Consider the following 19,655-nt stretch of genomic DNA (forward strand, 5'->3'; position numbering starts at 1 on the left):
TCTTTGCGGGACGGTGTTTCGGGGGGCCGGGTGGTGTACCGGAGGATCCGTAGCCTGTGGGGTCCGGCGGTAGCCTTTCCCTTCGTTGCCACTATTTGAACAGGAACACTACAACTGGCGCAACGGACTCAACCGTCACTGGTCAATCTGACCAATTCCTCGACGGAAGGCGAGCAGGAGATGGTCACTTTGCCGAAGTTGGCTCGGCCGCGGCCCATGCAGCCATCGCGCCACGGAGCGCAGCACAAAGCTTGGTGGACACTTGGTCCTTGTCCAGGCCGACAGTGTTGAGCAGATCGAAAATTTCCCGGGGGTCGAAGAGGATGTTCCACAGGAACATGGCTTCGTCCCCCAGGGGCGGGAGCCCGAGTTCCTCGCAGGCCTCGCGGAGTGGCCGTTCCAAAGCCTCGGCCTGGATGGTCAGGTAGTAAGCACCGGAGCGGAGGCGGGCCAGGTACCCCTCGCCCGAGCGGGTGTGGACCATGGAACCGCCATGCTTGATGACAAGACCCACCCAGTGCCTACTGACGTCTTCCAGCAGTTCCACGCCGGAGGTGGTCTGGGCAACGCTGAAATCGCGCAGCTTCTCGCCAACACCAAAGCGGAACGCGGCCAGGACATCTTCCACCGAGGCGAAATGCCGGTATGCAGTTGCAGGAGAGATCTCGGCTTCACGGGCGATGTCCGTCATGCTCACCGGGCCCTTGGCCTTGGCGAAGAGCTTCCCGGCAGCCCGCACCAGCTGGCGGCGATTGCGTTGGGTGTCGCTGCGCATGGGCGCCCCCTTCCGTGTCAGATTCCAGCGTAGCGCCTGAGCGGCAGACGCTACGCTGGCCACGTCCGTGGCACTCACCGGAGCTCGGCAAGTCCGGCAGCCAGCCGCTCCACGCCGGTGGTTATCGCCTCGGAGCTGGCGGCGTAGGACAGGCGCAAGTGGAACTCGCCGTTTCGGCCGAACTCGCTGCCGGGACGGACGGCCACGCCGTGGTTGCGAAGATGGGCCACCATAGCGGCCGCCGGCAGCTCGACGTCGTACTTGGGGAAAAGGTAGAACGCACCTTCCGGCGAGCTGACCGTAAGACCCGGAATCCGCTGGAGCCCGTTGGCCATAAGCTCCCTGCGCAACGCATAGGAGGCGTGCATGCGTTCGATGTCCGGTCGGCATGTCTTCAGGGCGGTCAACGCCGCGTATTGCACGGCCTGGTTCATGGAGCCGTTGAAGGTGTTGTGGACCCGGGCAGCTGAGGCGATGACGTCGGACGGGCCCCAGAGGTAACCCACCCGCCAGCCGGTCATGGCATAGCTCTTGGAGAAGGTCTGGCAGTAGATGGTCCGGCCGGCCAGGGCTTCGATTTCCAGCGCCGAAGTGAAGGGTTCGGGCGTGTAGACAAGATCGCTGTACGCCTCGTCCGAGAGGATCAAGGTGTCGGTTCCGGCCACCATGTCGGCGAGGGCTTCGAGTTCGCGGCGGGAGTGCACGATGCCGGTCGGGTTGGAGGGGTTGCAGAAGACGAACATCCTGGCGCCTTCAAGCGCGGTGGCCAGCGCCTCGAGGTCCCAGTGCAGGTCATCGGCCAGCGGAACCGGAACGGTGATGCCCCCGGCCATGCTGACGAGGTCCGCGTACAGGGAATAAGTGGGGTCTGGAATGACCACTTTGTCGCCCGGGTTGACGATGCCAAGGATCGCCGCGGACAGGCCGGCCGTGCCGCCCTGCGTGATGAGCACGTCGCCGGGGCTGGCCACTCCGCCGAGGAGCTGGCCGATACGGGCGGCCAGCTCCTCGCGAAGCACCAGCTCGCCGAGCAACGGCGAGTAGTGGGTGAAGCCGTCCTCGAGGGCACGGGCTGCTGCTGCTCGAACCTGGGCCGGGGTGTCGAAGTCCGGCTCGCCCATGGCCAAGGAGACAAGGTCTCCCTTGGATTGGGGCTGCTGCACCCGCAGCGATGTGCGCTGGATGCGCTGCACCGCTTCGGAGGGCTGGAAGTCGGCGACGGCGGTGGCTGGCTCGAGTGTCATGAGGGTCCTGATCTGGTTCGTGGCTGAGGTTGTTTTCGGGGCGGGCGGCTTGGTCCCGGCCCGGGAGGACGGCGCGTAGAGCCTGCGGGGTTTCATCGTTTCGGCGCCTCGTCGGCGGGGGCTCCGGCCCAGCGGCTGATCTCGAGGTCGCCGGAGGTGTCCCTCTGGATCGTCGGGGCGATGATGAGTTCCTGGACCACGGTGCGCTGGGGCAGCGTGGCCACGAGGTGAATGGCCCGGGCGACGTCCTCGGGCTGCACCATGGCATCGCGCTCCTCTGCGCGGGGCGGGCGGGCGCGGTTGTCCAGGATGGGCGTGGCGGTTTCACCGGGCAGGATGGTCACCGCGCGCAGTCCGTCGTTGCGGAAGGTGTTGTGGAGATACGTCATGAAATTCCGGACCGCGGCCTTGGCCGCGCCGTACGCGGCGCCGCCCAGGAGGTTCGGGTTCACTGCGGCGAGCGAGGAGACGGTGATGATGGTTCCGGTCTGGCGGGCCAGCATGTCCGGAAGGACTGCCTGGCTGAGCAGGTAGACGGCGTTGAGGTTGACGTCCAGGACGTCATTCCATTCCTGCTGGCTGATCCAGCGGACGTTGAGGACCTTGCTGGCGCTGCCTGCATTGTTGACGAGGATGTCCACCTGGCCCAGATTCTGGTGGACCCAGTCCAGGAGCGCGTCTACATCGTCTTTGGAGGTGATGTCCGCGGCCCGGGCAACGGCGCGGCCGCCGTCGGCGACGATTTCCGCGGCGAGTTCCTGCAGGACGTCTTCACGCCGCCCCACCAGCACCACCGCGGCACCCTCGGTTGCCAGCAGGGCCGCCGTCGAGCGTCCCATGCCGGTACCGGCGCCGGTGATGATCGCGAGCTTGCCGTCCAGAAGTCCCATGGTTTCAGTTCCTTGCGTTTTGGTGTGAATCATTTGAGATGACGATCACATATGAGAAGAGTTTCGCATTTCAGAAGATGCTGGTCAAGTGTTTTCTTCGGGGACCGCGGGTCACGCTGCGGCGGGGCTCGGCGAGGGAGCCGCGGACCTTGCGAAGAGGGGGAGCCCGACGGCGGCAAACAAGGAGTGCACGCGCTCTTCCAGATGTGCCAAGCGGCGCTGCTGTTCCCGGTAGCGCTCCACTGCCTGGGCGTTGCTGATCCAGCGGAAGGTCATCTTCCGGCCGGGGCTGGCCTGGCCCAGCATGGACAGGGAAGCTTTGGCTGCGACCGCCACAATCGGGTAGCCGGCGGTCAGCGTCCTTGAGCGGCCCAGGATGATGAGCTCATCGCCATGCGGGATTTCGAACGCCCCGATCGGCACGCCATGGGACACGATTTCCCCGAGCCCCTCCGGATGCACCACGGGCCCGTCCAATCGCAGGCCCACATGGTTGGATTTGGCGCCGACGGTGTAGTGGCTGGAGCTGAGCAGTTTCCGGATGCCGGGCGTCCGGTTCGTTTCGGGACCGTCGACGACGTCGATGGTCCATACCTCGGGGCTGAAGTCCGGCACGGGAACAGGCAGCCGGAACAGTGGCTGGGTCAGGAACGGGTGCGTGAATCCGCGGTATCGGCTGTGGAGGCTAAGTGTCTGACCGGGAGCGAGCTGTTGCGGGAAGCCCATGCGCGATTCCGGCGCGGCGCTGCCCATGAAGCGGGCGGTTTCCAATTCCCCGCTGAAGGCCAGATAGTTCCGCATGCCGCCGCTGGCCTTGGCAATAACAACCCGGGCTCCGGCAGGGACACAAAGGGGCTCCCACATGGCAACAGGATCCCCGTTGACTGTGACTTCGGCAGGGACCCCGGTCACGGCGCACATGACGTCGTGAGTGGCGGTGAACGCAAACCGTCCACCCATGATTTCCAGGCAGGTGGCCTTGCGGCTGTTGCCGACCAGGATGTTGGCCGCGGCCGCGGAGTGCTGGTCCGCGGCGCCGCCGCAAGGGACGCCCATGAACTCGGAATTCTCGCGGCCCAGGTCCTGGAAGGTGGAAAGCCAGCCCGCCTCACTTACTTTGATGCCGATCGCGCGTTCAGGGAAGGTCACGTTCGCCTTCTTCCGTGCCGTCCGAGGCAGGGCTGTTCGAGCCAGCGCCGCCCGAACCCCGCAGGAACTTACCCTCAAGCCGCACCCATTCGCTCTCCGGCACCACCTCGAAACGCACCAGATCCCCCGGTTTGTAGGAAGTGGCGGGATCTTCCCGGATGTCGCAAACGGTGAGCGGAGTCCTGCCGATCACTTTCCAGCCGCTCGGCCCGGGAAACGGCTGGATGATGGCGTTGGTACCGGCCACCATGACCGACCCGGGTTCCACGTTGGTCCGCGGCTCGACGCAGCGGCTGACCTGGCCCGGGAATCGGACGCCGCCCATCATGGGGGCCATGGCCGCGGCCAACAGGTTGATGGTCAGAACCGAGGACTGGAACCGCTGCAGCACGGCCTCCGGGCTTAGGCCCAACTCCTCGGCAACACCCGGAAGGTCCGGGGAGAATTCCTCGCTCACGACCATCGGGATGACAAAAAGTGACTGCGAAGCACTGGGTGCTCCCGGTGCCAGGCCGTTGCCGGCAACCGCCAAGCGGATGGTCTGGGCCAATTGTTCGTGGGTCACTGCCAGGCAATCGAACTCGACCAACAAGGACTCGACGCCGGCCACGATGTCCAGCACCCCGTACGGCCGCACCTCCAGCAGCACGTCGCGGAGCCGGCTGGCCCCCGCCCGGCGGAGGTCGCCGTCGTCGTTCTTGACCCGGAGCATGAGGGCCGAGTCGCCGAACGGCTCGGCTTCCAGTTCGGGCGGGTGGTGCAGCCGCTCCGCGGGTGCTGTGTGCGTGGTCATGAGTCCTGCTCGGTGGTACGGGTGATGGATCCGGGTTGCTGCTCAGCTTCAGACCGTGGCGAGCCGGGCCTTTTCGGCGAGGACTTCCTGGAGTCCCGTGGCTTTGATCCCCGCCTTGTCCAGCGCCGCACGGAGGGCCGTACCGTTCTGCAGGACTTGCGGGTGGTCGCCATGGAGGAGCACGACGTCGGCATCGTGGCCGAGCGGGACGACCTTGCCGGTGACGGCCCGGACCGTCCCCTCGGTGACCACCTGGACCACGCGGCGGCCGATTTCCTCGGGGTCGTGCAGGAGTGCGCCTTCGCTGTTGCGCGAGACGGGCATGCCGTCTTCGCCATAGCCGCGGTCCGCGAGGAAGACGTAGCCCACCTGGAGGCCGCGCTTGCGGGACTCATCGGCCAGGAGTCCGTTCTGGCAGATCACGATGTAGGAGGGGTCGTAGGCCTTGATGGCATCCGTGATGGCGCGGGCGTGCTTGGCATCGGTCTGGGCGATGCTGCCCATGCGGCCATGCGGTGCCACATGGCTGATCTTGCCGCCGTGGATGCGCGCGAACGCGTCCAGGGCACCGATCTGGTAGAGCACGTCGGTGCGGATTTCTTCTTCGCTGGCTTCGATGAGGCGGCGGCCGAAGCCCACCAGGTCCGGGTAGCCAGGGTGTGCGCCGAGTTCGATGCCGCGCTCCACGCAGGCCTTGACCGTGGCATCCATGACCCGCGGATCGCCGGCGTGGAAACCGCAGGCGATGTTGGAAGCGGTGACGAGGCCCAGGAGGGCGTCGTCGTCGCCGATCGTGTAGTTGCCGTAGCTTTCGCCGAGGTCTGCGACGACGGCGACTGAATTGATGCTCAAGGTGACTCCCGCTGGTTCTGTTCGTTACTTAGGTTCGAAAGCTAAGGGTTCGACGGCGGCGGCTGCCGTTTCGGTGGCTGGCGGCCGCCGCCGTCGGGGTTCTGGTGGTCCGTTACTAGTGCGTCTGCAGGGGCTGGCCCTTGGTTTCCTTCAGGAAGTAGACCGAGACGAGCGTGATGATGGCCGTGCCGATCGAGGCGTAGGCGGGAACCATGCTGTTGCCTGTGGCCTTGATGAGTTCCGTCATGACCAGCGGGGCGCTGCCGCCGAAGATGATGGTGCTGATGCTGAAGCCGATGCTGTACGCGCTGTAGCGGACGGTGGTGGGGAACATTTCCGTCAGCACAGTGTGGACGACGGCGGCGTGGCCGGAGAACGCGATGGCCATCACGACCGTGGCAACGCAGGCCAGCGGCATGTTGCCGGTGGTGATCATGGCAAACATCGGGTACGAAACACCGGCCATGAGCACGGCGGAGAGCGCCAACACCGGCTTGCGGCCGATCCGGTCGGACAAGCGAGCCATCAGCGGGATCGAGATGGTGATGGCCACCAGGCTGACCGCAGTCACGAGGAGGGCCTGAAGCATGGTGAAGTTGTGGCCCGAGCCGAGCTGGGTCTTCAAGTACGTGGGCATGTAGGCGAACAGCAGGTAGTAGCCGGGGCCGTTCAGCGCGGGCAGGAAGATGGTCAGGGCGATGGCCTTGAGGTGGCGCTTGGACGTGAAGACGGTGCGCAGCGGGTTGCGTTCCACCTCGTTGCGCTCACGCAGTGCCGCGAAGTGCGGGGTGTCTTCCATTTTGGAGCGGATGTAGAAGCCGACGTAGCCCAGGGGCAGGGCGAAGAGGAACGGGATGCGCCACGCCCAGGCCTGCATGGTCGAGTCGCCGAGGGTGGTGATAAGGCCGGCGGAGAGGGCGCTGCCGAAAAGCAGTGCGCAGAAGGAACCGACCGCGATGAAGCTCATCGAGTAGTTGCGGTGCTTGTTGTGGGCGTACTCGCCCACGAAGGCCATGGCGCCTGCCACTTCGCCGCCGGCGGAGAAACCCTGAAGGATGCGGAACAGGATCAGCAAGGCCGGAGCGGCCCAGAAGATGACCGAGTACGACGGGATGAGGCCGATGCAGGCGGTGGCCCCGGAGATGAGGAGCAGAAGGACGGCGAGGAGGTTCTTGCGGCCCAGCCGGTCACCCAGGAAACCACAGATGACGCTGCCGAAAGGGCGGGCCAGGAAGCTCACCAGGAAGCCGACGTTGGTCAGGAGCAAGGAGCCGACGTCCTTGGAACCCATGATGTTCATGGCCAGGTACGTCGTCAGCAGGCCGTAGATGCCGTAGTCGTACCATTCCACGAAGGAACCCATGGTGCCGGCAAAGGTTGCCTTGCGCACCATCCTGCCGTCAGCGGTTACGACTTTGATTTGAGCGGTGTTCAGTTCCACTGAGTCCGTCGATTGCTTTGTCATGGTGGGTGCTTTCAGTCTATGAGGGGGCTGGGATGGGAGAAAGCGCTAGCTGTATTCGCGGGTGATTTCCGCGGTCATCTCGGCCTCGTGCGCGGCCACGGCAATGACTCGTTCCAGGATTTCCGCGGCACGGGCCTGGGGGATGATGACCACTCCGTCGTCATCGGCGGCGACAATGTCGCCCCCAGAGCAGACGATGCCGCCGATTGCCACGGGTTCGCCGATGACTCCCGGGCCGTTCTTGAACGGACCGGCAGGTGTGACGCCGCGGGCAAAGACGGGGAACTTGATTTCGGTGATGGTGGCGCGGTCGCGGATGTAGCCGTCAATGACGGCTCCGGTGGCGCCCGCGGCCTCGAAGCGCTGGGACAGCTGCTCGCCCACCAGCGCACGGTGTTCGTGGCCGAAGCCATTGATCACCACCACGTCACCGGGCCGGATATAGTTCAGCGCTTCGATGACGGCCGCGTTGTCTCCGGCGGCACCCAGGACGGGAAGGGCCGAGCCGACGCAACGGGCACCTTCCCAGACCGGGCTGATTCCGCCGTCGACAATTCCGAGCCGCTCCATCGCGTCACCGATGTTTGCCACGGGGAACGCTTCGAACGCGCGGACCAGTTCGCGGGGCGGCCGGGTCCAGGACGCGGTGCGGACGGTCAATTCCAGTGTTGTTGCCATTTTCTTCGCCTTTGGTTTCTTCCCAAGAGCCGGCGCTGTGGGCGCCGATCGTCTTGAGACGTCAATCACATATGAGAATAGTTTCGCGTTTTAAATTCATGCCGTCAAGGGTTTCCCGTTACGGGCATGTAAATGATTCGCAACCATGGCTCGCACGCGTCCTGGTTCTGATGGCGGACCGCTCGGCAGTGATTGTGCGGGAGAATAGCTACGACTGGACATTCTGACCAGTCAGACCTACGGCGACTAGGCAGAAAGCAGTAGCGATGCAGGAATTGGATTCAACAGACAAGCGCATCCTTGCCGCGCTCGACGACGACCCCCGGGTGCCGATCATGGTCCTCGCCCAGCGCTTGGGCTTGGCGCGCGGCACAGTGCAGTCGCGCCTGGAGCGCATGTCGGCGTCGGGCGCTTTGCGTCCGAACAGCAGCCGCGTGTTGCCTTCCGCGCTGGGCCGCGGCGTTGCGGCGGCGGTCAGTGCGGAGCTGGATCAGAGCCGACTGAACGAGGCGATCGCGGCCCTGCGTAACATCCCAGAGGTGCTTGAATGCCATGCGCCAGCCGGGGACACCGACCTCATCATCCGCGTGGTCGCAACGAGCCCGGACGATCTATACCGGGTCTCGGAAGAGATCAGGCTGTGCCCCGGAATCGTACGCACGTCAACCAGCATGTTCCTGCGCGAGGTGATCCCGTACCGGACGACGGGGTTGCTGAAAGGCTGAGTTCATATCTGGAAGTAGTGGTTTCTTCGGGGTGTCCGGTGCGGGTCGGTGTGGGGTGGCGGGATGAACCACGGAACGCCTGCTTGGACCTGGATGCGCCACTCTTCCTTGTGGATCAGGTGATGGTGGTGGCTGCACAGCAGCGTCCCGTTCGCGGCGCTCGTGGGTCCGCCGCGGGACCAGTACTCGACGTGGTGGGCCTCGCACCACGGTGCCGGCATGGTGCATCCGGGGAACGCGCAGCCCTTGTCCCGCGCCGTGATGGCTTTGCGGATCTGCGGCGGGAAGACCCTTGAGGCCCGGCCGATGTCCAGGACCTGGCCCTCGCCGCCCAGGACCACCGGGATGATGTCCGCATCGCAGGCGAGTTTGCGCAACGTGGCTGCCGGGACGGGCCCGGTGAACGTGAAGGACCCGGTGCCGCCGCCCCGCCGGGGGCGGTCGAATAGGGCGGACTGCCTGGGCTCTGAATGTCGATCGTCCTGGGGGAAGAGGTCGCGGTGGTCGATGGTGGCCAGGATCTGCGGGCGGTGGCCGCCAGTGGCGGGTAAGGACCCTGTGGCCAGGGCGAGCCGGCAGGCGCCGACCAGGCCGTCCAGGAGCTTCTGCGCCTTCGAACGCCGATCCGGCGCCCCGGCATTCTCCGGTGCCTCGCGGCAGGAATCGGCGGAGGCGGAGGAATCGGCGCAGGCATCGCCGGTCGACCCGCCCGAAGCTTCCGTGCAGGCCTGAACCGAATCCTGGGCTGCCGCGCCTTGGGGTGTGCGGGGGTTGGTGGCGGTGTTCATGACCGTGAGAAGCTGTTCGTATTGCTCGGCGGTGGCGAAGATCTCCACGTGCGCGAGGCCGTGCTTGGGGCGGCGCAGGAACGCGCCTTGGTGGTGGCGGAGGGATTCTTCGGACGGTTCCGGGCCGTCCTGGTCGATCGCGTCGATCCAGCGCCGGGCCACCCTGGCCAGGAAGTCCTGGTCGTTTTCCTCCGCGGTGCGGGCCAGGGCGTGTTCCATGTCCGTGGCTTTCTCCGGGCTGCAGAGCGGGCGTGCCTTCGCCACGGCCATCGTGATGATCCCGGCCGCACCGGATCCGATCATTCCGGAGGCCAGCGCCTCGGCGGTTTCCCCGTGCCGGGCAGGGACCAGTTGTCCGGTGAGGCTCCGGCCGGGCAGCAGCTCCCGGGCCAGGGCGAGCCGGCGCCTGGCGTCGGCGGCACTGATCCTCAGCAACGAACGCAGATGCTCGGCCGTAGACCTGAACTCCCCGCCCCGGGCGCTCCCCGTTCCCATGGAAGAAGCCGCACCGCCCTGCACGTCCGCGGGGCCCGCCGCGGCCCCGGAGGTCCAGCCCGTGCCGGGACCTGGATCCGCATCGGCGGCCCAGCCCGTTGTCCAGTCCGGCCGGGCGGCGGGTTCTTCGTTCCGGGCCCTGTCCAGCCCGGCAGCGGCGGCCAGTTGGAGGTAATCCAGGGTGCGGGAGAGTTCCTCCACCCCGGACGCGAACGCGACGGCCTCCTGCAAAGCCGTGACTCCGACGTCGTCGGCCGCCCTTTCGGCCAGCTCCCGCAATGCCGCCACGGCCCCGTCAAGGGCGCCCTGCCGACCGCCCCGACCGCGCGGATCCACCAACGCCAGCCCGCTCGGCACCCCGGCGAGGGACGCGGCAAGACGAGGACCAGGGGGTGTGGAACACGGGAACTGCCGGACACTCCGAAAGGCCCAGGGGACTCAAGGCCCTGCCGGGTATCGAAGTATCCGATCGCTTCCATGGAAACACTCTGCCAGGAGGGTACGACATTTAACCGAACTCAGACCGGCGGCCCGGCGTTCGGCTTCAGGTTCTTCATCACCAACGTCGAGTTGAGTCGCTCGACGGAGGGAAGTGCCGAGAGCTGGTCGTCGTAGAAGCGCTGGTAGGCCGGGAGATCGGCGGCGATCACGCGGAGCAGGTAGTCCGGCGAGCCGAAGAGCCGCTGAGCCTCGACAATATTCGGAATGGCCGCCACGCGGTCTTCGAACTCCGACATCGTGGCGCGGTCAGCCTGGCGCAGGGTCACGAAGACTATCGCCTCGAATCCCAGGCCGATCGCACCCGGATCGATGTCTGCCCTGTACCCCCGGATGACGCCGGAAGCCTCGAGATCCCGCAGCCTTCGATGGCACGGAGCCACGGTCAATCCCACCTTGGCGGCGAGCGCGGTGGCAGTCATTCGGCCATCCTCTTTGAGGTGGCGCAAAATAGTTCTATCTATTCCGTCAATCACGCAAATATCTTACCCAAATCCCGGCAAGTCTGGCTAAAAATGGGAACACTTATGGGCCGATTTTCCATAAAGTTCATGGTGTAACCGCCAGCCAGGAGCCACCATGAATCCCCAGCTTTTCATCGCCTTCGTCATTGTCGCCGTCACCTTGGCGTGCACCCCGGGCGTCGATTGGGCATATTCGATTGCCGCAGGCCTGCGGCAGCGCAGCTTCCTCCCCGCCGTGGCCGGTCTGTGCAGCGGCTACGTGTTGCACACGGCCCTCCTGGTGGCCGGACTCGCGGCCCTTTTGACGGGCGTTCCGGGGCTTCTTGGCTGGCTGACGATCGCGGGCGCAGCCTATTTGCTCTGGCTCGGCGTGAGCACCATGCGCTCGTGGCGCGGCGCGAGCTTCAGTGCGGATGACGCCGTCGGGCAGTCCCGAAACCAGTTGCGCACTTTCCTGCAAGGCATGGGCACGAGTGGCATCAACCCAAAGGGCCTCCTGTTCTTCCTGGCGCTGGTGCCGCAATTCGTAAGCCCCGAGGCGTCGCTGCCGGTGCCGGTGCAGTCAGGCGTGCTGGGCCTCACTTTCGTCCTGTTTGCGGGCATCATCTACACGGCGGTGGCGCTGACCTCGCGAAAGCTGCTGCAATCCCGGCCTTCCGCCGCACGCGTGGTGACCCTCGCGAGCGGCATCATCATGGTGGGGCTCGGGGCTGTTCTTTTGGGCGAACAGCTGCTTCCGATGCTCCGGTAACGCGGCGGTCGGGCGAGATCTCTGGCGTTCTTCGGCGGGGCGGCCTATCGTCGGCTTCATGTCCGATGACTTTTCAGCTCTCGTGGAGGCCTTCAAGAAGGTCGATGTTTCGAGGGCGTACGGCCCTCCACTTCAGATCGGCGGCGAGGAACTGATCCCAGTGGCCCTGGTGTCCTTTGGGTTCGGAGGAGGCAGCGATGGAGGCCATGCTGCCGGGGGCGGTGGTGGCGGTTTCGTGCTCCCCGTCGGGGTCTATGGCCACAACGCCGGCGGACGCGTGACATTCCAGCCGAACACGGTGGTTGTCCTGGCGATGCTGCTCCCGCTTGTCGCTGCCGCCGGGGTCTCCATTAGGGGAGTCGTCCGCGCGCTTCGCGCTTAACCGTCCGGCTCGCCGCCCTAGTCGCCAGGTTCCCCGAAGTCCTTGTTCCACATCCGACGCACCTCGATGTCCTTGCGGATCCCATCGACCGCATCCAGTTCAGCCTCCTCCGGCTTGCTGAGCCCCCGGCGCGCAACCACACGCGGAACGAGCGGCCGCGAGTTTGGCCTCCGCCTGACTTCAAGCTTCGACAGCGCCCGGTCAGTGAGCGCGTCATTGCGCAAGGCCAAGCTGGTCTTCTTCCTCCGCAATACCTCCACGAGAGCGGCCTGGGCCGCCTCCCGCTCCCCCAACATCCTGAGCGACTGTGCCCGAATCAGCAGCAGCGCCGCCGAGAGGTCGTCCGTGTTGCGGAGCCCCTCAGTCCAGGCGACGACGTCGGCGTGCCGCTCGAGCGCCGCCGCCGCGGTGCAGCGGGCCAAAGCAGAGGGCAACGACGGCGGCAAGCCGGCCAGGATGTCCAGCGCCTCCGCCGTCTGGCCTGTCTCCCGGAAGCAATGCGAGAGGGCCAGGTACACGGATTCCTCGCTGAACAGGACCGGAACGTCAATCCGTTCCGCTACCTCGACTCGCGTGACCACCCTGCGGAGGTAGCTTGAGGAGAACTGGCTGGCGGCGTCGTCGATCCGTATGGACAAACCCCGCTGCAGAAGCTCGGACGCCCGGAGATATCCGCCGTGTTTGTACACAAGCAGCCCGGCGATCACATAGCAGAGGCCTGCCCAGCCGGGGTAGGCGCGCGCCAAGGTGATGAGCCGGTCCGGTTCCGTGCTGGTGAAGACGGCGTCGTACACCGATTTGGCCGTCTTACCGGACAGGCGTTTGAGCCTGGGAGCATCCCCGACGACGTCGATCCGCCCGGCGGCCTTTCCTTTCAGCACGCCCCAAATTGCATCGCTCAAGCCCTCTGCCAGTCCACCTACCGAAGTGCGGACATGTCCGTTCCGGAACGGCGTGATGTCCCTGGTGTCCCCGAAAATCGCTCCGCGGACTCCGGAAGCCGACGGCTCACTCACGGTTGCCGTGCCATCGCAGGATAAAGCGTCGCAGAATTGGGCATCACAGAACCATGCTAGCTGCGCTTGCCCCCACCCCTCCCCTCTATTTCCGGGGTTTTCGGGAGTAAGATATCCTCGTCGGCAGGGTTTCCGACTCCTTGCCGCGATACGGCCCTCCATTTGAAGGGCCGATGGAAATCGTGATCGGGAGGAGCTATGACTACTGCTTCACACCCCGCGCAGCACCACGCGATGGGGCTGACGCTCCACAACTCAGCACTGATTTTGGGCTGGGCTTTCCTGGCTGTTGGCGTCTTGGGATTTATCCCGGGCATCACCAGCAATTACGGCGCCATGACCTTCGCAGGACATGACTCGGGCGCCATGCTTCTTGGAGTCTTCCAAGTATCCGTCCTGCACAATATTGTCCATTTGCTGTTCGGCGCAGCAGGCCTGTACTTCGCAAGGACCGGAAGGATGGCGCGCGGTTACCTCATCGGTGGCGGCGCAATCTACCTCGTCTTGTGGATCTACGGCCTGATCACCATGTCGAACATGAGCGCTGACTTCGTGCCCATGAACGCTGCGGACGACTGGCTGCACCTGGTTCTCGGTGTTGTCATGGTTGCCGTTGGCCTATGGCTTGGACGCGATGCAAGAGAGGAGTCGAAGGGCCGCGCCATGTAGCGCACCCTGACTCTGCAGCACTCTGCAGTTGCACGACGGCGACCGTCCTTTCGGGCGGCCGCCGCCTTTGCGTCCGGCCCTACCCGAGGAGCCTGCGTTCGTAGGCAAAGGCCACCAGTTGAAGCCTCGTGCGCAGCCCCAGTTTGCTGAGCACACTGCGCAGATGGGATTTCACTGTGGCCTCGGAGACAAACAGGCTTTGCGCCATCTCGGCGTTCCCCAAGCCTTTGGCTGCCAGGAGGAACACATCCCGTTCGCGCGGAGACAGCTCGTCCATCACGGCGAGGTCCGGCCCGGCCACAGGCACCGTCCTAGCCGCGTGCTGGAAGAGTTCGTGAACCGAACCGGGCGCGATCACCGAGTATCCCGAATACACCGTTCGGATGGCAGCCAGCAGGAATTCGGGCTCGGCGCTCTTGAGCAGGTAGCCACTGGCGCCTGCCTGCACGGCTTCAACCACGGCTTGATCCCTGTTGAAGGTGGTCAGGGCGATGATCTTTGGCTTGTCCACTCCGGCCGCATCGGCTTCCTCCGTGATGCGCCGCGTGGCCTCGACTCCATCCAGGACGGGCATCCGAAGATCCATCAGCATGACGTCCGGCCGCTGCTTGGCCGCCAGCGCCACGGCTTGTTCGCCGTCGTCGGCCTCCCAGGCCATGTCCATGTCCGCTTGGCTCTGCACCAGCATGCGGATGCCGGAGCGGAACAGTGGTTGGTCGTCCACCAAGGCAACCATGATGGGTGTTTCAGCCACGTCCGACGCTTTCCCGCTCAGGGCCCGACGACGGCGCGGCGTCTTCCAGAGCCAGCGCCGGCTCCCGCTCCAGCCCCTTGGCGGACGGAACAACTTCGTCTTCAGTACAATTTTCCGGAAGGAGCGCTACCGGACGCGAGCCGTATGGGATGAAGACCGTCACGCGGAACTGCTCGCCGTCGGGCCCGGAACTGAGCCAGCCGCCGGCAAGGTGCGCGCGCTCACGCATTCCGGGAATGCCACGCCCCACTCGCCCGGCGCCACCGTCGTCCGTCCCCCCAATCGAAACGGACTCCGGAAGTTCCGACGCAACGTGCATGGTCAACCCCGGGCCGCTCCAGTCGAAGTGAAGTCGCACGGCCGTGCCGCGTCCACCGTGCTTGAGCGCGTTCGTGAGGCACTCCTGCACAATCCGGAATACTGCGAGTTGCTGGCCAGCGCCAAGCTCGACCGGAGTTCCGGTTTCGCTCTGCTGGACCTTGAGGCTCCCCTGACGCATCCGCTCGACAAGTGGCCCGACGTCGGTGAGCCGGGGCTGCGGGGCCACCAGGCCGTCGTCGCGCACTCCCTCAATGACGCGCTGGGCGTCCACGAGGGCATGGCGGGCGGATACCGCGATGTTCTCCAAGGCGTCGAGCACCGCCTTGGGCTGGTCCTGGCTGAGATAACGGGTGCCATCGGCTTGCGCGGCGATCACTGCGAGCGAGTGCGCCAAGACATCATGGAGGTCGCGGGCGATCCGGGTGCGCTCCTGCTCCACGACGAGCTCGACCTCGGTCTCCTTGAGGTTCGCTTGGACGAGGTTCCGGGCTTTGAAGAGGCTTCCGCGTTCTTCGTAGAGGCGCAGGGCAATTCCGACGGCCGCACAGCCAGCGGCAATGAGGATCAGCAGGGAGAAGAGCTGCCCGCCATAATGGCTGAAATTGAAGCGGTCGCCGAAGGGCAATCGCGGGAACCAACCAACGCCCCAGCCGTATCGCCATGACACGATCAAGAAAGTCATACCGGCAGCAAACGCAACATTGGATGCTCCAGCAATGACTCGTTGCTTGCCTGATCCGGTCCACAGTATGAATGCCAGCGCAATGAATGAACCGATGTAGATTGCCCAATGATCGTCCCAAGGCGGAGGGATGACATAGGTCAATTGACCGAGCAAGAGGGTGGCCGTAAACCCGAGTGACAAATAAGGCTTCCACGTCGCTACTCCTATGGCAAAGGTCATTAGGATGATCATCCAGGTTCCCGGCCAATAGCTCAGCCACCACGTCCCGATCCTTCCGGCCTCCGCCACGCACCACAGCGTGAAGAAAATGACGGCCGCCGCAGGGGCGCCCCAATGCCGTGCAAATTTCAGTGTCTGTTCCATGTCAGCCACCCTATCCACGGCCAAGGACCCGGTGGCGCCGATTCTGCCCTCCAGCGTCCGATCTCCACCCGGAAGCCAGCGGATTCATCCCTGGAGCCAACGCGAGAAGTGAGCGAGCGTTTGTCAAAAGTGCGTCAGATGTGAGCGCGCGTCGGCAAAAACGCCAGCATATGTGAGCGAGCGTTTGTCGTCCCAAACCCTCGCTCACATATCCCGCCCAAATCCCAAACCCTCGCTCACATATCCCGAACTTCGGAACAAAGAACGACGGCGACGGTCCCCAGCACGGGAGCGTCGCCGTCGTCAGCTATTTCGGGTTGGGTGCGCGGCCTTATTCGGCCGCAGCGGCAACCGCCGCCGTGACCGCGGGAGCAACACGGGGATCCAGCGGACTGGGCACGATGTAATCGGCGGAGAGTTCGTCCTCGGCCAGTGCAGCGATCGCACGGGCGGCGGCGATCTTCATGGCCGGGGTGATGCGGCGTGCACCGGCGTCCAAGGCTCCGCGGAAAATTCCGGGGAAAGCCAGGACGTTGTTGATCTGGTTCGGGAAGTCGCTGCGACCCGTAGCCACGACGGCCGCGTACTTGACGGCGACCTCGGGCAGGACTTCCGGGTCCGGGTTGGACAGGGCGAACACGATCGAATCCTGGTTCATGAGCTTCAAGTGTTCCTCGGCCAGCTTGGACGAGGAAACGCCGATGAACACGTCAGCGCCTTGCAGGGCCTCCGCAGGTCCGCCGGAAAGGGCGCGGGGGTTGGTGCGCTGGGCGAAGCGGGCCTTGACGCTGCCCGAATCGGCCACCAGGTCGGCGCGCTCGGAGTTGATGATCCCCTTGGAATCCAGGAGGACGACGTCCTTGACGCCCGCGGTCAGCAGGATCTCGGAGACTGCGATGCCCGCGGCACCCGCACCGGAGACCACAACTTTCAGTCCCTCAAGTTCGCGGCCGGTCACCTTGGCGGCGTTCGTCAACGCTGCGAGAACCACGACGGCGGTGCCGTGCTGGTCATCGTGCATGACGGGGCAGTCGAGGGCTTCGATCAGACGCTCTTCGAGTTCGAAGCAGCGGGGCGCGGAGATGTCTTCGAGGTTGACCGCGCCGAAACTCGGACGCAGGCGGACCAGCGTCTCGATGATTTCGTCCACGTTGGTGGTGTTGAGGACCAAGGGGATGGAGTCGAGGTCGCCGAAGGCCTTGAAGAGCGCGGACTTTCCTTCCATGACCGGGAGGGAGGCGCTGGGCCCGATGTCGCCCAGGCCGAGGACCGCGGTCCCATCGCTGACGACCACCACGAGGCGCTGAGCCCAGGTGTGCGTGCGTGCAAGCTCCGGGTTGGCGTGGATTGCGCGGCTCACTTCGGCGACACCCGGAGTGTAGGCGATAGAAAGGTCCCGCTTGTTCAAGAGCGGTACGGTGCTGGAAATGGAGAGCTTGCCGCCTTCGTGGGCGGTGAAGATTTCCTCTTCACTCAGCGCCAGGGCAGTCAGATTCTGTTCAGGGGTGATGGTCTCGACGGACACGTCGTTGTCTCCTCAGGCTAGCCGTGAACCCACGGCACAATTCGGGCAGGTATAGAGGCTTCGGTGCCGGACCAAGGGTGGCTGGTCCGTGCGGTGAAACTCCTGCGGATATGGGCTGCTAGCCGCTTGGGTCCTGTCTTCGTAGACAGGTGCCTGATAGGAAGACTAGAGACATCCAGTCATAAACTCATACTTTTGGTCGTAGTGGTCTAGACCAATTACGGTGATTCCCGGAAAAGCTACGCGTCCGCAATCAACTTGCAGGCGTTCTTGAGGTCCTTCTCTGCGTCGAAAAGTGAGATCCGGCGGCAGTTGACGGACTGGACCAGACCACTTATGAGGTGGAGCAGAATCCTGGCCCTCCCGGCGTCGCCGATCGCAGCCGCGACCATCTCGGCGGAGAGCGCTTCGATATCGCGCAAGAGTACGGGGATGTCACCATCGCGGGTATCCCATGTGCGGGACAGACAGTGTTCGACGGCGGGCTGCATGACCCGCATATGGAAAATCTCCATCCCGAGACCGGTAAGCTCTTGCTGGCTGCACCTCGAAGACGCCGGCTTTGAGTCGTTGAGCTCCCGCAGTTGCTGCCGGTAGACCGCGAGCATCAGATGGACCGTGGACGGAAAGTAGCGGTAGAGCGTCCCAAGCGGAACATGGGCTCTGGTGGATACGTCCGAAAGGCTCACGGTATCGAACTGCCCCTGGGCGAATCCCGCGGCAGTCTTCAGTATCCGGGCGTAGCGCAATAGCTGTCTCGGGGTGGTGGGAGCGGCCGCCATTTGGGGCAACCCCGCGGCCAGATCCAGCGAATACGGTTCCAAGGAGTTCGGTTCGGACATTTCCGGCGTTCTGTTGGTTTGGGCTTCGTTCTGGGAGATTGCGCGGCCCCCCAAAGACCGAGCGCGTCCTGACAATGATACGGCAGCAAGTTGTCAGTTCCCTGAGAACGGATTCGCAGGGCTACGCGACGCCCTTGATCTTCACGACGAATACGGCGCCCAGCAAACCTATGACAGCTGCGGCCACATAAAGCGAGACGTAGCCACCCCAGAACGCCACGAAGGGGTAAGCAATAAGCGGCGCGATCACTTGCGGCAAAGAGTTGGCCACGTTGATGACCCCAAGGTCCCTGCCCCGGTCCAACGCCGTGGGCAGCACTTGGGTAATAAGGGCGAAGTCGACCGCCAAGTACGCACCAAAGCCGATACCGAGCACCGCTGCGCCCGCAAGGGCCCCCGTCCACGTGGGTTCGAACCCAAGGATCAGGGCAGCTATCGAAATGACGACGGACGAGACAATGACGAGGGGTTTGCGTTTGCCCATGCGGTCGCTGATGGCACCGCCCACCACGCTGGTGATGATCACCATGACGGCATACAGGCCCGTCAGGATAAGGACGCCGAACTCTGGCTTGATCCCCTGCGCGTCCTCAAGGTGCACGGCATCCTTGAGGAAGAACAGCAAATACAACGTGACCATGTGGTTTCCGACATTGACCAGGAACCTCGTCAGCCAGGCCCACGCGAAGTCCGGGTATTTGACGGGCGAGATCCAAAAGCCCTTGACGAATGTCCAGAGTTTGAATGGTGGCCTGGCCTCCGGAACGAGAGGCACGTCGTCGTTCTTGAAAAGATAAAGCACGACGCCGGCCAGCAGGGCAGCAGCGCACACGATGTAGCCGAGGGCAAAGTTCCCGGAAACCACGGACGCGATCACGGCACCCGCGAGGATGCCGACGGTCTGGCCCATGGCTGCAAGACCTCCGACCGCGCCGCGTTGAGGCACTGGCACTCGATCCGGAATAGCCGCCGTGATGGCGGCATAGGCTCCATTGCAACCAGCCTGGACCAGGCACCACAAAATGGCCATAACTGCCACGTTGGGAGCACCTGCCAGGGCCACCAACGCCACGGCGCCCAGGATGGCGCCGAAGAGCACCCACGGAACGCGTCGTCCAAGGCGGGACGTAGTGCGGTCGCTGAATGCACCGAAGAGGGGGTTCGCCACGAGGGACACTGCAGCGCCGCATCCCGTAACCAACGCAAGGATGGCTTCCTTCTGGCCTTCGTCAAAGTGGATGGCTTGCTGCCCGAGCAAAACCTGGATAGGGCCGAAGAAGGCAGCGTTGATGCCCACATTGACGAGCACCACTCCGGTGACCCACAGTGAGCGGACGCGCTCCACGGGCTCGGCGAGCGCCGTCGTCGGGCCTGCCTGCATCTCCACGGGATCCGTCACCGGTCTTTCAGGCAATGAACCGGGCAGATCGGACAGGCTCATGACGGTGCTCCCTAGCGTCTGGACGTGTGGATTCAGCCTAGCGCCAAGGCACGTCTGCACGCGTTAGGGTAACTCCAACGGACCGAGGAG

Annotated in this window: 20 protein-coding genes; 4 read left to right on the forward strand and 16 right to left on the reverse strand. The window is 64.6% G+C overall.

Features of this window, described 5'->3' with window-relative positions; all coding sequences use genetic code 11:
* Nucleotides 1-184: 184 nt before the first annotated feature.
* The 8 genes from ACSKT0_RS22750 to ACSKT0_RS22785 all read right to left on the reverse strand — a co-directional run bounded on the left by ACSKT0_RS22750 (nt 185) and on the right by ACSKT0_RS22785 (nt 7,846).
* Entirely contained in the window at nt 185-775 is a 591-nt protein-coding gene (locus ACSKT0_RS22750) for a TetR/AcrR family transcriptional regulator (RefSeq protein WP_437771741.1), read from the reverse strand.
* Nucleotides 776-849: 74 nt separating this feature from the next.
* Complete coding sequence (locus tag ACSKT0_RS22755; RefSeq protein ID WP_437771742.1) at nt 850-2,019, reverse strand: pyridoxal phosphate-dependent aminotransferase; 1,170 nt, start codon at nt 2,017-2,019, stop codon at nt 850-852.
* A 92-nt stretch (nt 2,020-2,111) separates the two neighbouring features.
* Nucleotides 2,112-2,909 carry an SDR family oxidoreductase gene (locus ACSKT0_RS22760; protein WP_437771743.1) on the reverse strand — a complete coding sequence of 266 codons (798 nt, stop codon included), beginning with the start codon at nt 2,907-2,909 and terminating at the stop codon, nt 2,112-2,114.
* 111 nt (nt 2,910-3,020) lie between these two features.
* On the reverse strand, nt 3,021-4,058 hold the full coding sequence (locus tag ACSKT0_RS22765; protein ID WP_437771744.1) for a biotin-dependent carboxyltransferase family protein: 1,038 nt from the start codon (nt 4,056-4,058) through the stop codon (nt 3,021-3,023).
* Entirely contained in the window at nt 4,045-4,851 is an 807-nt protein-coding gene (locus ACSKT0_RS22770; RefSeq protein ID WP_437771745.1) for a carboxyltransferase domain-containing protein, read from the reverse strand. Before ACSKT0_RS22770 ends, ACSKT0_RS22765 begins: the two co-directional genes overlap by 14 nt.
* A 48-nt stretch (nt 4,852-4,899) precedes the next feature.
* The gene (locus ACSKT0_RS22775) at nt 4,900-5,703 is read right to left on the reverse strand and encodes a LamB/YcsF family protein (RefSeq protein WP_364536525.1); all 804 of its coding nucleotides are present in this window, start codon (nt 5,701-5,703) and stop codon (nt 4,900-4,902) included.
* Between the two features lie 115 nt (nt 5,704-5,818).
* Entirely contained in the window at nt 5,819-7,168 is a 1,350-nt protein-coding gene (locus tag ACSKT0_RS22780; protein WP_437771746.1) for an MFS transporter, read from the reverse strand.
* A 45-nt stretch (nt 7,169-7,213) separates the two neighbouring features.
* Nucleotides 7,214-7,846 (reverse strand): RraA family protein, encoded by a 633-nt coding sequence (locus ACSKT0_RS22785; RefSeq protein WP_437771747.1) that lies wholly within the window; start codon nt 7,844-7,846, stop codon nt 7,214-7,216.
* Between the two features lie 266 nt (nt 7,847-8,112).
* On the opposite strand from ACSKT0_RS22785, the gene ACSKT0_RS22790 reads away from it, so the two are divergent.
* Nucleotides 8,113-8,571, forward strand: a complete 459-nt coding sequence (locus tag ACSKT0_RS22790; protein WP_437771748.1) for an Lrp/AsnC family transcriptional regulator — start codon at nt 8,113-8,115, stop codon at nt 8,569-8,571.
* A gap of 2 nt (nt 8,572-8,573) precedes the next feature.
* Here ACSKT0_RS22790 and ACSKT0_RS22795 read toward each other — a convergent pair whose 3' ends face one another.
* Both ACSKT0_RS22795 and ACSKT0_RS22800 read right to left on the reverse strand, forming a co-directional pair.
* Nucleotides 8,574-10,211, reverse strand: a complete 1,638-nt coding sequence (locus ACSKT0_RS22795; RefSeq protein WP_437771749.1) for a DUF222 domain-containing protein — start codon at nt 10,209-10,211, stop codon at nt 8,574-8,576.
* Between the two features lie 161 nt (nt 10,212-10,372).
* Complete coding sequence (locus tag ACSKT0_RS22800) at nt 10,373-10,828, reverse strand: Lrp/AsnC family transcriptional regulator (protein WP_437771750.1); 456 nt, start codon at nt 10,826-10,828, stop codon at nt 10,373-10,375.
* A 103-nt stretch (nt 10,829-10,931) separates the two neighbouring features.
* Here ACSKT0_RS22800 and ACSKT0_RS22805 point away from each other — a divergent pair, with 103 nt between their 5' ends.
* Both ACSKT0_RS22805 and ACSKT0_RS22810 read left to right on the forward strand, forming a co-directional pair.
* Entirely contained in the window at nt 10,932-11,567 is a 636-nt protein-coding gene (locus ACSKT0_RS22805) for a LysE family translocator (protein ID WP_437771751.1), read from the forward strand.
* Nucleotides 11,568-11,625: 58 nt separating this feature from the next.
* Nucleotides 11,626-11,949, forward strand: coding sequence for a hypothetical protein (locus ACSKT0_RS22810; RefSeq protein ID WP_437771752.1), 324 nt, complete (start codon nt 11,626-11,628; stop codon nt 11,947-11,949).
* Between the two features lie 17 nt (nt 11,950-11,966).
* On the opposite strand, the gene ACSKT0_RS22815 is transcribed toward ACSKT0_RS22810, so the two are convergent.
* Nucleotides 11,967-12,965 carry a hypothetical protein gene (locus ACSKT0_RS22815; protein WP_437771753.1) on the reverse strand — a complete coding sequence of 333 codons (999 nt, stop codon included), beginning with the start codon at nt 12,963-12,965 and terminating at the stop codon, nt 11,967-11,969.
* 198 nt (nt 12,966-13,163) lie between these two features.
* Between ACSKT0_RS22815 and ACSKT0_RS22820 the strand changes: the two genes are divergently transcribed.
* Nucleotides 13,164-13,634, forward strand: a complete 471-nt coding sequence (locus ACSKT0_RS22820; RefSeq protein ID WP_437771754.1) for a DUF4383 domain-containing protein — start codon at nt 13,164-13,166, stop codon at nt 13,632-13,634.
* A 79-nt stretch (nt 13,635-13,713) separates the two neighbouring features.
* Here the strand turns inward: ACSKT0_RS22820 and ACSKT0_RS22825 are convergent, their stop codons facing one another.
* The 5 genes from ACSKT0_RS22825 to ACSKT0_RS22845 form a co-directional block, all read right to left on the reverse strand.
* The gene (locus ACSKT0_RS22825) at nt 13,714-14,388 is read right to left on the reverse strand and encodes a response regulator (protein ID WP_437771755.1); all 675 of its coding nucleotides are present in this window, start codon (nt 14,386-14,388) and stop codon (nt 13,714-13,716) included.
* On the reverse strand, nt 14,381-15,757 hold the full coding sequence (locus tag ACSKT0_RS22830) for a sensor histidine kinase (RefSeq protein ID WP_437771756.1): 1,377 nt from the start codon (nt 15,755-15,757) through the stop codon (nt 14,381-14,383). The genes ACSKT0_RS22825 and ACSKT0_RS22830 overlap by 8 nt, the downstream gene beginning before the upstream one ends.
* Before the next feature lie 331 nt (nt 15,758-16,088).
* Nucleotides 16,089-17,282: an NAD(P)-dependent malic enzyme gene (locus ACSKT0_RS22835; protein WP_437771757.1), complete on the reverse strand. Its 1,194-nt coding sequence runs from the start codon at nt 17,280-17,282 to the stop codon at nt 16,089-16,091.
* 239 nt (nt 17,283-17,521) lie between these two features.
* Complete coding sequence (locus ACSKT0_RS22840; protein WP_437771758.1) at nt 17,522-18,124, reverse strand: TetR/AcrR family transcriptional regulator; 603 nt, start codon at nt 18,122-18,124, stop codon at nt 17,522-17,524.
* A gap of 121 nt (nt 18,125-18,245) precedes the next feature.
* Nucleotides 18,246-19,565: an MFS transporter gene (locus ACSKT0_RS22845; protein WP_437771759.1), complete on the reverse strand. Its 1,320-nt coding sequence runs from the start codon at nt 19,563-19,565 to the stop codon at nt 18,246-18,248.
* Between the last annotated feature and the right edge of the window lie 90 nt (nt 19,566-19,655).

Source organism: Arthrobacter sp. KNU40 (assembly GCF_051515115.1).
Lineage (GTDB): Bacteria > Actinomycetota > Actinomycetes > Actinomycetales > Micrococcaceae > Arthrobacter.

Bases quoted from the DNA above. Each gene is read 5' to 3' on its own strand.
- ACSKT0_RS22750 (WP_437771741.1), bottom strand. From the start codon at position 775: ATGCGCAGCGACACCCAACGCAATCGCCGCCAGCTGGTGCGGGCTGCC.
- ACSKT0_RS22755 (WP_437771742.1), bottom strand. From the start codon at position 2,019: ATGACACTCGAGCCAGCCACCGCCGTCGCCGACTTCCAGCCCTCCGAA.
- ACSKT0_RS22760 (WP_437771743.1), bottom strand. From the start codon at position 2,909: ATGGGACTTCTGGACGGCAAGCTCGCGATCATCACCGGCGCCGGTACC.
- ACSKT0_RS22770 (WP_437771745.1), bottom strand. From the start codon at position 4,851: ATGACCACGCACACAGCACCCGCGGAGCGGCTGCACCACCCGCCCGAA.
- ACSKT0_RS22780 (WP_437771746.1), bottom strand. From the start codon at position 7,168: ATGACAAAGCAATCGACGGACTCAGTGGAACTGAACACCGCTCAAATC.
- ACSKT0_RS22785 (WP_437771747.1), bottom strand. From the start codon at position 7,846: ATGGCAACAACACTGGAATTGACCGTCCGCACCGCGTCCTGGACCCGG.
- ACSKT0_RS22790 (WP_437771748.1), top strand. From the start codon at position 8,113: ATGCAGGAATTGGATTCAACAGACAAGCGCATCCTTGCCGCGCTCGAC.
- ACSKT0_RS22805 (WP_437771751.1), top strand. From the start codon at position 10,932: ATGAATCCCCAGCTTTTCATCGCCTTCGTCATTGTCGCCGTCACCTTG.
- ACSKT0_RS22810 (WP_437771752.1), top strand. From the start codon at position 11,626: ATGTCCGATGACTTTTCAGCTCTCGTGGAGGCCTTCAAGAAGGTCGAT.
- ACSKT0_RS22820 (WP_437771754.1), top strand. From the start codon at position 13,164: ATGACTACTGCTTCACACCCCGCGCAGCACCACGCGATGGGGCTGACG.
- ACSKT0_RS22830 (WP_437771756.1), bottom strand. From the start codon at position 15,757: ATGGAACAGACACTGAAATTTGCACGGCATTGGGGCGCCCCTGCGGCG.
- ACSKT0_RS22840 (WP_437771758.1), bottom strand. From the start codon at position 18,124: ATGTCCGAACCGAACTCCTTGGAACCGTATTCGCTGGATCTGGCCGCG.
- ACSKT0_RS22845 (WP_437771759.1), bottom strand. From the start codon at position 19,565: ATGAGCCTGTCCGATCTGCCCGGTTCATTGCCTGAAAGACCGGTGACG.